General features: G+C 72.3%; 10 protein-coding genes. 5 read left to right on the top strand and 5 right to left on the bottom strand.

All coding sequences use genetic code 11. From position 1 onward, the window contains the following. Positions 1-54 precede the first annotated feature (54 nt). Positions 55-1,305 (bottom strand): hypothetical protein, encoded by a 1,251-nt coding sequence (locus IC607_RS06555; protein ID WP_191786278.1) that lies wholly within the window; start codon positions 1,303-1,305, stop codon positions 55-57. Continuing rightward, complete coding sequence (gene gndA, locus IC607_RS06550; RefSeq protein WP_191786275.1) at positions 1,302-2,750, bottom strand: NADP-dependent phosphogluconate dehydrogenase; 1,449 nt, start codon at positions 2,748-2,750, stop codon at positions 1,302-1,304. The genes IC607_RS06555 and gndA overlap by 4 nt, the downstream gene beginning before the upstream one ends. 175 nt (positions 2,751-2,925) lie before the next feature. Here gndA and IC607_RS06545 point away from each other — a divergent pair, with 175 nt between their 5' ends. From IC607_RS06545 to IC607_RS06525, 5 genes are all read left to right on the top strand, one after another. Further along, entirely contained in the window at positions 2,926-3,510 is a 585-nt protein-coding gene (locus IC607_RS06545; RefSeq protein ID WP_191786273.1) for a DUF3000 domain-containing protein, read from the top strand. 58 nt (positions 3,511-3,568) lie between these two features. Further along, complete coding sequence (locus IC607_RS06540) at positions 3,569-4,069, top strand: response regulator transcription factor (RefSeq protein ID WP_370526054.1); 501 nt, start codon at positions 3,569-3,571, stop codon at positions 4,067-4,069. Positions 4,070-4,149: 80 nt separating this feature from the next. Further along, complete coding sequence (locus tag IC607_RS06535) at positions 4,150-5,406, top strand: HRDC domain-containing protein (RefSeq protein ID WP_191786271.1); 1,257 nt, start codon at positions 4,150-4,152, stop codon at positions 5,404-5,406. 187 nt (positions 5,407-5,593) lie between these two features. Then, positions 5,594-6,838: a thiolase family protein gene (locus IC607_RS06530; protein WP_191786269.1), complete on the top strand. Its 1,245-nt coding sequence runs from the start codon at positions 5,594-5,596 to the stop codon at positions 6,836-6,838. Then, positions 6,835-8,970 carry a 3-hydroxyacyl-CoA dehydrogenase NAD-binding domain-containing protein gene (locus IC607_RS06525; RefSeq protein ID WP_370526053.1) on the top strand — a complete coding sequence of 712 codons (2,136 nt, stop codon included), beginning with the start codon at positions 6,835-6,837 and terminating at the stop codon, positions 8,968-8,970. Before IC607_RS06530 ends, IC607_RS06525 begins: the two co-directional genes overlap by 4 nt. Before the next feature lie 49 nt (positions 8,971-9,019). Here the strand turns inward: IC607_RS06525 and pflA are convergent, their stop codons facing one another. The 3 genes from pflA to dxs all read right to left on the bottom strand — a co-directional run bounded on the left by pflA (position 9,020) and on the right by dxs (position 14,141). Next, the gene (pflA, locus tag IC607_RS06520; RefSeq protein WP_191786267.1) at positions 9,020-9,907 is read right to left on the bottom strand and encodes a pyruvate formate-lyase-activating protein; all 888 of its coding nucleotides are present in this window, start codon (positions 9,905-9,907) and stop codon (positions 9,020-9,022) included. Positions 9,908-9,909: 2 nt separating this feature from the next. Continuing rightward, positions 9,910-12,180: a formate C-acetyltransferase gene (pflB, locus tag IC607_RS06515; protein WP_191786265.1), complete on the bottom strand. Its 2,271-nt coding sequence runs from the start codon at positions 12,178-12,180 to the stop codon at positions 9,910-9,912. A gap of 77 nt (positions 12,181-12,257) precedes the next feature. Further along, on the bottom strand, positions 12,258-14,141 hold the full coding sequence (gene dxs / locus IC607_RS06510; RefSeq protein ID WP_191786263.1) for a 1-deoxy-D-xylulose-5-phosphate synthase: 1,884 nt from the start codon (positions 14,139-14,141) through the stop codon (positions 12,258-12,260). Positions 14,142-14,229 lie beyond the last annotated feature (88 nt).

Genomic DNA, 14,229 nt, shown 5'->3' with positions numbered 1-14,229 from the left:
CCGTACGACGAAGGCGCCGGGGAACGAGTCCCCGGCGCCTTCGTCGTGCTCGGGCTAGAACCCCGTCTCGGTGACCGCGGGGTACCACCGGCGGAACTTGCGCACCTGGTTGACCAGCGCCGCGAGGACGTACGCCCGCCGACGCGGCGAGCGGTCCGCCCGGTAGCGCAGCGGGTGGGCGGTCTTCTTCGCGCGGATCAGCCCCCGCACGCGGGCGGCCAGGGCCGGGTCCAGCACGTAGCGCAGCAGGAGGCGGTGCGGCACGACGGCGTAGAGCACCGACGTGTCCACCACCACGGGCTCGACCGCCAGGCCGTGCACGTGGTCGTCCACCACGAACCGCATCGGGTTGGCCCCCGCCGCGGTCACGTAGTAGTTGTTGCGCCCGATGCGGGGGTTGACCTCGAAGAAGCGGAACTGCCCGGTGCGCGGGTCCACCTTCACGTCGAAGTTCGCGAACCCCCGGTAGCCGGTCGCCTCGAGGAAGCGCGCTGCCTGGGCCAGCATCTCGTCGTCGCGATAGGTGAACATCGCGGCCGGGTTGCCCAGCCCGGACGGCGTGTGCTCCTCGAGCAGCACGTGCGCGGAGCACAGCAGGGTCGTCACGCCCCGGCTGTCCACGTACGCCGTGACCGACCGCATCTGCGTGTCGTCGCCGGGCACCAGCTCCTGGACCACGAACCGGCCCTGGTAGCCGGCCTCGCGCAGCGCGCCCCACAGCCACACGAGCTCGTCGGGCGTCGCGATCTCGAAGACCTTCTTCTTCCCGGCGAACTCGACGTCCTGGTAGTCCGCGCTGCTCGCCGCCTTCGCGATCAGCGGGTACTCCAGGTCGACGACGACGTCGGGCGACCCGTCGCCGAACGTCTGCACGAACGTGCGCGGCACGGAGATGTCCAGGTCGGCGCAGATCTCCGCGAACGTCGCCTTGTCCGAGATGCGGGCCAGCAGGTCCGCGGACAGGAACGGCACCACGTAGTACGGCTCGAGCTCGGTGCGGTGCTCGACGACGACGCGCACGAGCCAGTCGGAGTTGGCCATGAGCACCAGCCGGCGGTCCGGCAGGCGCTGCGCCACGGCCAACAGCCGGTCGACGAGCTGGCGCGCGTCGTGCCCGTCTCCGACGATCTCGTGCTCGACGATCCGCGAGTGCGCGACCGGTCCGAGCGCGGCACCGGCCACGACGATCGACGTCACGCCGTACGCCTCGTGGAACGAGCGCGCCAGGGCGTAGACGCCGATGTCGGCGCCGAGGATGACGGGCTGCAGGGAGACGCCCCGCAGCCCGTCGGACGGCTGCGTCACGCGTCCTGCTCGCTGCGCTCGCCGGACCACGTGGTGTGGAACGTGCCCTCGCGGTCGGTCCGGCGGTACGTGTGCGCACCGAAGAAGTCGCGCTGCGCCTGGATCAGCGCGGCGGGCAGACGCTCGGCCCGCACGCCGTCGTAGTAGGCGAGCGACGACGAGAACGCCGGGGTCGGCACGCCGTGCAGCGCCGCACCCGCGACGGTGCGCCGCCAGGCCTCGACGCCATTGCCGACGGCACCCGTGAAGTACTCGTCGGCCAGCAGGAGCGGCAGGTGCGCGTCGCGCTCGTACGCCTCGGTGATGCGGTTGAGGAAGCGCGCGCGGATGATGCAGCCGCCCCGCCAGATGCGGGCCATGGCTCCGCGGTCGATGTCCCAGCCGAACTCGGCCGACGCGGCGGCGATCTGGTCGAAGCCCTGCGAGTACGCGACCACCTTGGAGGCGTACAGCGCCAGGCGGACATCCTCGATGAACGCGTCGCGGTCCGTGACGTCCCACGGCGTGGTGTGCGCGGGCAGCACGCCGACCGCGGCCTCGCGCTGAGCGGTGCCACCGGACAGGGCTCGCGCGAACGTCGCCTCGGCGATGCCGGTGATCGGCACGCCCAGGTCCAGACCGTTCTGCACGGTCCAGCGACCCGTGCCCTTCTGCTCGGCCTGGTCGAGGACGATGTCGACGAACGCCGACCCCGTCGCGGCGTCGACGTGCTGCAGCACGTCTGCCGTGATCTCGATGAGGAACGACTCCAGGTCGCCCGTGTTCCACTCCGCGAAGATCTGCCCGATCTCGGCCGCAGACGCACCCAGGCCCTGCTTGAGCAGGTCGTACGCCTCGGCGATGAGCTGCATGTCCGCGTACTCGATGCCGTTGTGCACCATCTTGACGAAGTGACCGGCGCCGTCGGGCCCGACGTACGTGCAGCACGGCACGCCGTCGACCTTCGCGGAGATCTTCTCCAGGATCGGGCCCAGGCTCTCGTAGGACTTCGCCGTGCCGCCGGGCATGATCGACGGGCCCAGCAGGGCGCCCTCCTCGCCACCCGAGACGCCGGAGCCGACGAAGTGCAGTCCCTTGGCGCTCAGCGCGTTCTCGCGCCGGATCGTGTCGGGGAAGTGGGCGTTGCCGGCGTCGACGACGATGTCGCCTTCGTCGAGCAGCGGCACCAGCTCGTCGATCACCGCGTCGGTGGGGCCACCGGCCTTGACCATGACGACGATCTTGCGCGGCCGCTCGAGCGACGCGACGAAGTCCTCGACCGACTCCGAGGGGACGAACGTGCCCTCGTCGCCGTGGTCGTCGACCAGGGACTGGGTCTTGGCGTACGAGCGGTTGTGGATCGCGACCGTGAACCCGTTGCGCGCGAAGTTGCGCGCCAGGTTGCGGCCCATGACCGCCAGTCCGGTGACGCCGATCTGCGCCGTTCCAGTCGCCGTTTCAGCCATGCGAGGGATGCTCCTTCGATTCGTCGGCCCCACGGGTCGTCGAGGTGCGCGTGCGCGCACGACGATCGCGCCGGAGCCGGGTGCTGGGTGCCCGATCAGCGTAGTGCTCGAAGCGGAGCCACGACGCGGCGTGCCGGACCGCAAGACGGCACCGGTCGCCCGTACGCTCCACCCCGTGACCACCGCCGGCCCCCAGGACGTCCCCGCCGAGTTCGTGCGCTCGCTGCGCTCGTTGCGCGGCGTCGCGGTGCGACCCGAGGTGGTGCTCGACGAGGTGCCCGGTCCCGCGCGGATCGCGCCGTACTCGGCCGCGCTCACCGCGGAGGTCCGCACCGAGCGGCGGTCGGTGTCCGCCGCCGAGCTCGCGTCCGGTCGCTTCGTCGTGCTGTACGACCCGGCCGGGCACGAGGCGTGGGAGGGCAGCTTCCGCCTGGTCACGCTGGTGCGCGCCACGCTCGAGGCGGAGGTCGGCACGGACCCGCTGCTCGCCGAGGTCGCCTGGTCGTGGTTCACCGACGCCCTGGCGTCGGCCGACCTGGACCCGCTCGCGGCCGGGGGCACCGTGACGCGTGTGCTCTCGCAGAGCTTCGGCTCGCTGGACGTTCGGCAGGAGCAGACCGAGCTCGAGATCCGCGCGTCCTGGACGGCCGCCGACGAGGATCTCGCCCCTCACCTGCGCGCCTGGGCGACGCTGCTGTGCACCGCGGCGGGCCTGCCCCCGCTCCCCGAGGGCGTCGTGCCGCTCGCGCCGCGACACTGAGGACCACACGCCGCTGACGGCTCTCAAGTCGCACCGCCCCGGTGCCGATGACCGTGCTGTGAGCATCGAGCCCCTGCGACCTCAGGTCGTGCGCCGACCCGGCACCCTGCGTGCCGACGCTCCGGCGCGCCCGGCGGGGCACCAGATGTGCGTGGTCGTGAGCGAGGTGGCCGACGGTGACGGCTCGGCCCTCGTCACGAACCTGCGCCGCCGCGGCAGTCACCGCGTCGTCGTCCTGACGCGGCGCGCGAGCCGGCCCGAGCTGGGCATCCTGCTCGCCGGTGGCGTGCGGGGCGCGGTCGCCGGCACGACGACGGCGAGCCTGGTCCGGCTCCCCGCTCCTCCGCCTCCCCCGGCCGAGCTGCCCGAGCTGACCGCGCGCGAGATCAGCGTGCTCGAGCTCGTCGCGGACGGCCGCAGCAACCGGCTGATCGGCGAGGAGCTGGGCCTGTCCGCTCTCACCGTCAAGAGCCACCTGGCACGGATCTCGCGCAAGTTCGGGACGGGTGACCGCGCCGAGCTGGTCGCGATCTCGATCCGGGGCGGCATCCTGCGCTGAGACGCACGTCTCGGTGATTGCCACGGCGCACCGCTCGCGCCTGCGGAGCCGCACGCGGGTTCTCGCTTACGGTTGAGGCCATGGAGAACGAGGTCGGCGACGCCACGACCGGCGCTGGCCCGACCCCGGGCGAGGCGCCGGAGCCCGTGATCACCCCCCTGACCGAGCCGGCGGAGGGGATCCCGCCGGTCGTCGAGACCCCTGAGGCGCTCGCCGCTGTGGTCGAGGCCTTCGGCTCGGGGACCGGTCCGGTCGCCGTCGACGCCGAGCGGGCGTCCGGCTACCGCTACGGCCAGCGCACCTACCTGGTCCAGCTGCGCCGCGAGGGTGCGGGCACCGCGCTCATCGATCCCATCGCCCTGCCCGACCTGTCGGCGCTGTCCGACGCGCTGGTCGGCGTCGAGTGGGTGCTGCACGCCGCGTCGCAGGACCTGCCCGGCCTGGCCGAGCAGGGCATGCGGGCCAGCCGCGTCTTCGACACCGAGCTGGGCGCCCGGCTGCTCGGCATGGAGCGCGTCGGTCTCGCGGCCGTCGTCGCCGACACGCTGGGCCTGGGTCTGGCCAAGGAGCACTCCGCGGTCGACTGGTCGACGCGCCCGCTGCCGTCGGACTGGCTGCGCTACGCCGCACTCGACGTCGAGGTCCTCGTCGAGGTGCGCTCGATCCTCGCCGAACGCCTGGCGGTCGCGGGCAAGGCCGAGTGGGCCGCGCAGGAGTTCGAGGCCGTGCGCACCGCTCCCCCGCCCCCGCCGCGTGCCGAGCCGTGGCGGCGGGTCTCGGGTCTGCACACCATCCGCGACGCCCGTCGGCTCGCGGTCGTGCGCGAGCTGTGGACCACGCGCGACACGAACGCGCGCCAGCGCGACATCTCGCCGGGCCGTGTGCTGCCCGACTCCGCGATCGTCGCCGCGGCCCAGGCCCTGCCGCGCTCGGTGCCGCAGCTCACCGCACTGCCGGCGTTCGCGGGCAAGGGCACCCGACGACGAGCGACGCTGTGGCAGTCCGCGATCGACCGCGGCCTCGCCCTGCCCGACTCCGAGCTGCCGTCCGTGCGCGGACCCAAGAGCGACGCTCCGCCGCCGCCGCGCGCGTGGGCGGACAAGGACCCGGCAGCGGCCGCCCGGCTGACGGCGGCGAGAGACGTCGTCGCCGCGCTGTCCCTGCAGTACGACGTGCCGACCGAGAACCTGCTGCAGCCCGACCTGCTGCGCCGCCTGTGCTGGACCCCGCCGGACCCCCTGGACGAGACGTCGATCGCTGCGACGCTCGCCGCGGGCGGGGCACGCGCGTGGCAGGTGGAGCTGGTGGCACCGCGCCTGGCCGAGGCTTTCGCCTGAGTCGTCCGGACCCTCGTCGGGCGTACTTCCTGAGACTGCCCGATACCCGTTCCCGCAGGGCCGGACACGTTGTTACTCTTCAGTAACTTCGGCTGGCGTGGGACCTCGGTCCCGAGTAGCGTCGGCCGTCGCGGTGCCGCATCTCGCGGCACCTCAAGGACACAGCCGTCCCGCCCTGGAGGTCCCGATGCCCACCGCATCCCCCGCCCCGCGCGTCCGCCGCGTGGTCTTCGTCGACGGGGTCCGCACCCCGTTCGGCCGCGCCCGCAAGGACGGCCTGTACGCGCACACGCGCGCCGACGACCTGTCCGTCAAGACGATCCGCGAGCTGCTGCGCCGGCACCCCGCCCTCGACCCGGCCCGGGTCGACGAGGTGGCCATCGCCGCGACCACGCAGCAGGGCGACCAGGGTCTGACGCTCGGCCGCACGGTCGGCGTGCTCGCCGGCCTGCCGCGCACGGTCCCCGGCTACGCCATCGACCGCATGTGCGCCGGCGCGATGACGGCGGTCACCAACGTCGCCGCGCAGATCGGCGTCGGCGCCGCCGACGTGGTCCTCGCGGGCGGCGTCGAGCACATGGGTCACCACCCGATGGGCTTCGACGCGGACCCCAACCCGCGCTTCATGTCCGAGCAGCTCGTCGCCGCCGACGCGCTGAACATGGGCGTCACCGCGGAGAACCTGCACGACCGCTTCCCCGCGCTGACGCGCGAGCGCGCCGACGCCTACGGCGCCGCGAGCCAGGCCAAGTTCGCCGCCGCGCTGGCCGCGGGCAAGATCGACCCCGACCTGGTCCCGGTCGCCCTGCGCGACCCCGAGCACGGCTGGGGCCTGGCGACGGCCGACGAGCCGCCCCGGCCGGGCACCACGGTCGAGGCTATCGGCCAGCTCCCCACGCCCTTCCGCCCGGGGGGCCGCGTCACCGCCGGCACGGCCGCACCGCTGACCGACGGCGCCGCGTCCTGCCTGCTCGCCGCCGAGGACACCGCCGCCGAGCTGGGCCTGCCCGCCCGGATGCGGATGGTCTCCTTCGCGTACGCCGGCGTGGAGCCGGAGATCATGGGCATCGGCCCGGTCCCGGCCACCCAGAAGGCGCTGCAGCGCGCCGGGCTCACCATCGACGACATCGGGCTCTTCGAGATCAACGAGGCCTTCGCCGTCCAGGTGCTCGCGTTCCTGGACGCGTACGGCATCGCCGACGACGACCCGCGCGTCAACCAGTACGGCGGCGCGATCGCCGTGGGGCACCCGCTGGCCTCGTCGGGCGTGCGCCTGATGACCCAGCTCGCCCGCCAGTTCGAGGAGAACCCGGACGTCCGCTACGGCCTGACGACCATGTGCGTCGGTCTGGGCCAGGGCGGCACCGTCATCTGGGAGAACCCCCACCACGCCGACTACGTCGCCGACGACCAGAACGGGAGCACGCTGTGACGACCACCGACGTGACCACCGAGAACCCGCAGTCCCCGCGCGCCGAGCGCGTCTCGCACGCCCTGGTCCGCGACGTCGCGCTGCCCGGCGGAGCCGGCACCCTCGCGCTCGTCACGATCGACAACGGGCTGGACCACACCAAGCCCTCGACCTTCGGCCCGCTGGGGATCGCCTCGCTGACCGAGGCCCTGACGTCCGTCAAGGCGCGGGTCCAGGCCGGCGAGGTGGCGGCGGTCGCCGTGACCGGCAAGCCGTACTTCCTGGCTGCGGGCGCCGACCTGTCCCAGATCGCGTCGGTCACCGGTCGCGACGCCGCCCTCGAGCTGGGCCGCAGCGGCCATGCCGCGTACGAGCTGCTGCACACCATGGGCGTGCCGACGTTCGCCTTCGTCAACGGCGTCGCCCTGGGCGGGGGCCTGGAGCTGGCGCTGAACTGCGACTACCGCACGGTGGCGTCCGACGTCCGTGCGCTCGCGCTGCCCGAGACCGGCCTGGGCCTGGTGCCCGGCTGGGGCGGGGCGTACCTGGTCCCGCGCCTGATCGGCGTCGAGAAGGCGCTCGAGGTGATCCTCACGCGTCCGGCCACCAACAAGCCGTTCAATGCCAAGCAGGCCACGGAGATCGGCCTCATGGACGCGATCCTGGACCCGGCCGACTTCCTCGAGGAGTCGATCCGGTGGGCGGCCCGCGTGCTGTCCGGCGAGGTGGTCGTCGAGCGCCGCGAGCTGGACGACCAGCAGACGTGGGACGCGGTGGCGGCCGGCGCCCGCAAGCGCCTGGACGCCGTGATCCACGGCTCACGCCCGGCGCCGTACCGCGCGCTCGACCTGGTCGCCGCGGCCCGGACGGCGTCGCGCGAGGAGGCCTTCGCCGCCGAGGACGAGGCGCTCGCCGACCTCATCATGAGCGACGAGATGCGTTCGTCGGTCTACGCGTTCGGCCTCGTCTCGGGCGGCAAGAAGCCCGTCGGGGCGCCGGACCGCTCGCTCGCGCAGCCGGTCACGCGCGTCGGCATCGTCGGCGCGGGCCTCATGGCCGCGCAGATCGCACTGCTGTTCGCGCAGCGGCTCGGCGTGCCCGTCGTGATGCGCGACCTCGACGCCGAGCGCGTGGAGCACGGCCTGGCCGCGGTCCGCTCCACGGTGGAGCGCCTCACGTCTTCGGGCCGGATGAGCGAGGGCACCGCGGCGCGCCTGGTCGGCTCGATCCACGGCACCACCGACATCACCGAGTTCGCATCGTGCGACCTGGTCATCGAGGCGGTCACCGAGATCCTCGACCTCAAGAAGCGCGTCTTCGCCGAGCTCGAGGGCATCGTCTCCCCGACGACGATCCTCGCGACGAACACCTCGGCCCTGTCGATCACGGCGATGTCCGCCGATCTGCAGCACCCCGAGCGTGTGGTCGGCCTGCACTTCTTCAACCCCGTGGCCGCGATGCCGCTGGTCGAGGTGATCCACGCCGAGCACACGTCCGCCGAGGCCCTCGCCACCGGGTTCGCGGTCGCCGCCAAGCTGCGCAAGACCGCCGTGCTCGCGGCCGACCGCCCGGGCTTCGTCGTCAACCGCCTGCTCGTGCTGCTGCTCGGCGTGATCGTCGACGCCGTCGAGCACGGCACGCCCGTCGAGGTCGCCGACCGTGCGCTGCGCCCGCTCGGACTGCCGATGCCGCCGTTCGAGCTGTTCGACCTGGTGGGTCCCGCCGTCGGCCTGCACGTGCTCACGTCGTTGCGCGAGGACCTGGGCGACCGGTTCCCGCGCTCCCCGGGCCTCGAGAAGCTGGTGGCCGACGGCACGCGGGTCGTGCTCGACGCGCCGGCCAAGGGGCTGCCCAAGCCCGTCGACCCGGCGATCCAGGCGGTGTTCGACGGCACGCGGACCGTCGCCGACGAGCCGCTCGACGAGGCCGGCGTCCTGGACTCGGTCCTGACCGCGCTCACGGTCGAGATCGGCCACATGCTGGACGAGGGCGTCGTCGCGACGCCGCAGCAGATCGACCTGTGCATGATCCTGGGCGCCGGATGGGGCTTCCACCTGGGCGGCATCACGCCGTACCTGGACCGCACGGGCTACTCCGAGCGCGTCCTGGGCCGCCGCATCCTGCCGGACGGCGTCGCGAACGTCCCGGCCTGACACGCGCGGAAGGGACCTGCTCGCCGGGCGAGCAGGTCCCTTTCGTCTGTCAGAAGGTCGTCAGTCCGCGCGAGCGGAACTGGCCGCGGACCCGCTCGACGAGCTCCGGCGTCGGCGGCTGCGTGTCCTCGAGCTCGTAGGTCAGCCCCAGCTCGGCCCACTTGTCGCGGCCCATCTGGTGGAACGGCAGCACCTCGACGCGTGCGACGCTCGACAGCGTGGCGACGTGGTCGGCGACGGCATCGACATTGGCCTCGTCGTCCGTCAGGCCCGGCACCAGCACGAACCGCACCCAGATCTCGGTGCCGCGCGCAGCGAGGCGGCGGCCGAAGTCCAGGGTCGGCTGCAGGTCGCGGCCCGTCACGCGGCGGTACGTCGCCGGGTCGCCGGACTTGACGTCCAGCAGCACCAGGTCGACGTCGTCGAGCATCTCGTCGCTCAGGTGCGCGCCCAGGTAGCCCGACGTGTCGATCGTCGTGTGCACGCCCATCGCCTTCGCACCCCGCAGCAGACGCCGCACGAACGCCGGCTGCATGAGCGGCTCGCCGCCGGAGATCGTCAGGCCCCCGCCGGTCGCCCGGAACACGCCGCGGTAACGGGCGATGCGGGCCAGGAGCTCGTCGGCCGCGACGTCCGTGCCCCGGCGCATCTCCATCGTGTCGGGGTTGTGGCAGTACAGGCAGCGCAGGGGGCACCCGGACAGGAACACGGTCAGACGCGTCCCGGGACCGTCGACGGCCGTGACGAGCTCCCACGAGTGCACGGACCCGAGGTCGCCGGCGCGGACGGCCGCCAGGCGCGCGGACCGTCCGGCCTCGACGCTCTCCAGCCCGGCCGTGCCGTGCCCGTGGGCCCGCTCGTGCGAGCCGCCGACGAGCGGCATCCCGAGCGCGACCACGGGGGCGCCTGGCTGCCGCTCGTCGGTGACGGTGCTCATGGTCAGACCGCTCCGTGGAAGGTCCGCGACAGGACGTCGAGCTGCTGCTCACGCGTCAGCCGCACGAAGTTCACGGCGTAGCCGGAGACCCGGATGGTGAGCTGCGGGTAGTTCTCGGGGTGCTCCATGGCGTCCAGCAGCGTCTCGCGGTTCAGCACGTTGACGTTCATGTGGTAGCCCTCGGACAGCGTGTACGCGTCCAGCAGCCCGACGAGGTTGCGCACCTGCTCCTCGCGCGTACGGCCCAGGCCGGACGGCACGACCGACGACGTCAGCGAGATGCCGTCCTGCGCCGCGGCGTAGGGCAGCTTCGCGACCGACAGGCCCGACGCGAGCATGCCGTGCGTGTCGCGGCCGTTCATCGGGTTGGCGCCCGGTGCGAACGGCTGACCCTTGAGCCGGCCGTCGGGCGTCGAGCCCGTGGCCTTGCCGTAGACCACGTTCGAGGTGATGGTGAGCACCGACTGCGTGTGCACCGCGTCGCGGTAGGTCGGGAACCGGCGGACCTTCTCCATGAACGTGCGGACCAGACCCACGGCGATGTCGTCGACGCGGTCGTCGTCGTTGCCGAAGGTCGGGAAGTCGCCCTCGATCTCGTACTCCGTGACCAGGCCGTTCTCGTCGCGGACGGGACGCACCGTCGCGTACCTGATCGCCGACAGCGAGTCGGCGACCACGGACAGCCCGGCGATGCCGCAGGCCATCGTGCGCAGGACCGTCCGGTCGTGCAGCGCCATCTCGATGCGCTCGTACGCGTACTTGTCGTGCATGTAGTGCACGCAGTTGAGCGCGTCGACGTAGGTCTGGGCCAACCAGTCCATGAGGCCGTCGAACTTGGCCATGACGTCGTCGTAGTCCAGCACGTCGCCGGCCACGGGGGCGCTCACCGGCGCCACCTGCTTGCCCGACACCTCGTCGCGGCCGCCGTTGATCGCGTACAGCAGCGTCTTGGCCAGATTCACGCGGGCACCGAAGAACTGCATCTGCTTGCCGACGCGCATCGGGGACACGCAGCACGCGATGGCCGCGTCGTCGCCCCACGAGCCGCGGATGAGGTCGTCGGACTCGTACTGCACCGCCGAGGTGTCGATCGACACCTGCGCGCAGTAGTCCTTGAACCCCTGCGGCAGCGCGTCGCTCCAGAACACCGTCATGTTCGGCTCGGGTGCCGGGCCCAGGTTGTAGAGCGTCTGCAGGTAGCGGAACGACGTGCGCGTGACGAGCGGACGCCCGTCCTCCCCCATGCCGCCGATGGACTCGGTCACCCACGTCGGGTCGCCCGAGAACAGCTCGTCGTACTCGGGAGTGCGCAGGAAGCGGACGATCCGCAGCTTGATGACGAAGTCGTCGATGATCTCCTGCGCCTGCTCCTCCGTCAGCGTGCCGGCCTCCAGGTCACGCTGCAGGAACACGTCGAGGAAGGTCGACGTGCGGCCCAGCGACATCGCCGCGCCGTTCTGCTCCTTCACCGCGGCCAGGTAGCCGAAGTAGAGCCACTGCACGGCCTCGCGGCCCGTGGTCGCCGGGCCGGAGATGTCGTATCCGTACGACGCGGCCATCGCCTTGAGCTCACCCAGGGCCCGCACCTGCTCCGCGAGCTCCTCGCGGTCACGGATGACGTTCTCGACCGAGCGCTCGAGGTCCAGCTCGGCGCGCTCCAGCTTCTTGGCGGCGATCAGCGCGTCCACGCCGTACAGGGCCACGCGCCGGTAGTCGCCGATGATGCGGCCGCGCCCGTAGGCGTCCGGCAGGCCCGTGATGATGTGGCTGCTGCGTGCCGCACGCACGGCCGGCGGGTAGACGTCGAAGACCCCGTCGTTGTGGGTCTTGCGGTACTTGGTGAAGATCTCGGTGACGACCGGGTCGGCCTCGTAGCCGTACGTCTGCAGCGAGTTGAGCACCATGCGGTAGCCGCCGTTGGGCATGATCGCGCGCTTGAGCGGGGCGTCGGTCTGCAGGCCGACGATGACCTCGTCGTCCTGGGCGATGTAGCCGGGTGCGTGCGACGTGATGGTCGACGGCGTCGTCGCGTCGATGTCGTAGACACCCTTGGCTCGCTCGACGGGGAACATCACCGCGAGCCGGTCCCACATCGCGGTGGTCCGCGCCGTCGGGCCGGCAAGGAAGGACGCGTCACCCGTGTACGGGCTGTAGTTGCGCTGGATGAAGTCGCGCACGTCGACGTGGTCGACCCATGGTCCGGCGACGAAGCCGTCCCACGACTCGGGCATCGTCTGCTCGCTGACCTGCTGCGGAACTGCGGTGGTGGACATCCCGACTCCCTTGGTTCGACCCGATACCTCGAACCTAGGGAGCAAATGATGGGATGTCTTGGGACCTGAGTCCCGGATCAGTCCCCCAGGGCCGCCAGCACGTCGCGCCCGACGTCGGCGGCGCCCAGGCGCAGCGTCCCGACGAGCTGGTCGCGTGTCGCGTGGTCGAGAAACTCGCGTGGGATCCCGAACGACTGCACGGGCGTCCCGATGCCCGCCTCGCGGGCCCGCTGCGCGACGATCGCACCGATGCCCCCGTCGACGACACCGTCCTCGAGCGTCACCACGTGGTCGAACTCCCCGACCAGCTTGGTCAGGCCCGGCGCCACGGGCAGCACCCAACGCGGGTCGACGACGGTGACGCCCAGCCCGTGCGCGACCAGCAGGTCGGCCAGCTCGAGCGCTGTCGGGGCCATGGCGCCGACGCCGACCACCAGGACGGAACGTGCGTCGGGTGCTGCCTCGCGCCGGGCCAGCACGTCGACGCCGTCGACCGTGTCGACCGCCTCGATCGCGTCGCCCATCGCCCCCTTGGGGTAGCGCACGACGGTGGGTGCGTCGTCGACGTCGACCGCCTCCCGCAGCGCCGACCGCAGCGTGGCCTCGTCGCGCGGCGCCGCCAGGCGCAGCCCCGGGACGACGCCCAGCATCGCCATGTCCCACATGCCGTTGTGGCTCGCGCCGTCGTCGCCCGTCAGGCCGGCCCGGTCGAGCACGAACGTGACGCCCGCGCGGTGCAGGGCCACGTCCATGAGGACCTGGTCGAACGCGCGGTTGAGGAACGTCGCGTACACCGCGACCACGGGGTGCAGCCCACCGAAGGCCATCCCGGCCGCCGACGTCGCCGCGTGCTGCTCCGCGATCCCGACGTCGAAGACGCGCTCGGGGAACTCGGCGGCGAACGGCGCGAGCCCGACGGGCTGCAGCATCGCGGCCGTGATCGCGACGACGTCCTTGCGGCGGCGACCGATCCGGACGATCTCGTCGGCGAACACGCTGGTCCAGCCGAAGCGCGACGGTGCGACGGGCAGGCCGGTCTCGGGGTGGATCTTGCCGACCGAGTGGAACCGGTCGGCGATGTCCTCCTCCGCGGGCGTGTAGCCGCGGCCCTTCTCGGTGATGACGTGCACGATCACCGGTCCTGCGTAGCCGCGCGCCCGGCGCAGGGCCCGCTCCACGGCGGCCTCGTCGTGCCCGTCGACCGGGCCCACGTACTTCAGACCCAGGTCCTCGAACATCCCCTGCGGGGCGACGACGTCCTTGATGCCCTTCTTCAGACCGTGCAGCGCGTCGTAGGCCGCCCGCCCGGGCGGACCCGAGCGGTTCAGCGTCCGCTTGCCCCACGACAGGACGTTCTCGTAGCCCTGTGTGGTGCGCAGCGTGTCGAGATGCTGGGCGAGCCCACCGATCGTCGGGTCGTACGAGCGACCGTTGTCGTTCACGACGATGACCAGGCGGCGGTCCTGACCTGCGGCGATGTTGTTCAGCGCCTCCCAGGCCATCCCGCCGGTCAGCGCGCCGTCGCCGATCACGGCGACCACCGAGCGGTCGGAGCGACCGCTGAGCTGGTTCGCCTTGGCGATGCCGTCGGCCCAGGACAGCGCGGTCGAGGCGTGCGAGTTCTCCACGACGTCGTGCTCGGACTCGGCGCGGCTGGGGTAGCCGGACAGCCCGCCGCGGCGGCGCAGGTCGGAGAAGTCCTGGCGACCGGTGAGCAGCTTGTGCACGTACGACTGGTGGCCCGTGTCGAAGACGAACGTGTCGGCGGGCGACTCGAAGACGCGGTGCATCGCGATCGTCAGCTCGACCACGCCCAGGTTGGGACCGAGGTGCCCACCCGTGCGCGAGACCGACTCCACGAGGAAGGTGCGGATGTCCGTGGCGAGCTGCTCGACCTGGCGCGGCGTCAGCGCCCGGACGTCGGCGGGCTTCGAGATGGTCGACAGGATCGTGCGCTTCAACGCGACCGTGCCTCCTGTCCGGGTTGTGCGTGCCGACGGCGGTGTCGGCCTCGGCTCGTCGGGTCACCCCACTGTAGAGGCCGGCCCG

Source organism: Cellulomonas sp. JH27-2, from assembly GCF_014837175.1.
In the GTDB taxonomy this organism is placed as follows: domain Bacteria; phylum Actinomycetota; class Actinomycetes; order Actinomycetales; family Cellulomonadaceae; genus Cellulomonas.
This window is presented reverse-complemented; position numbering and strand designations above follow the sequence as displayed.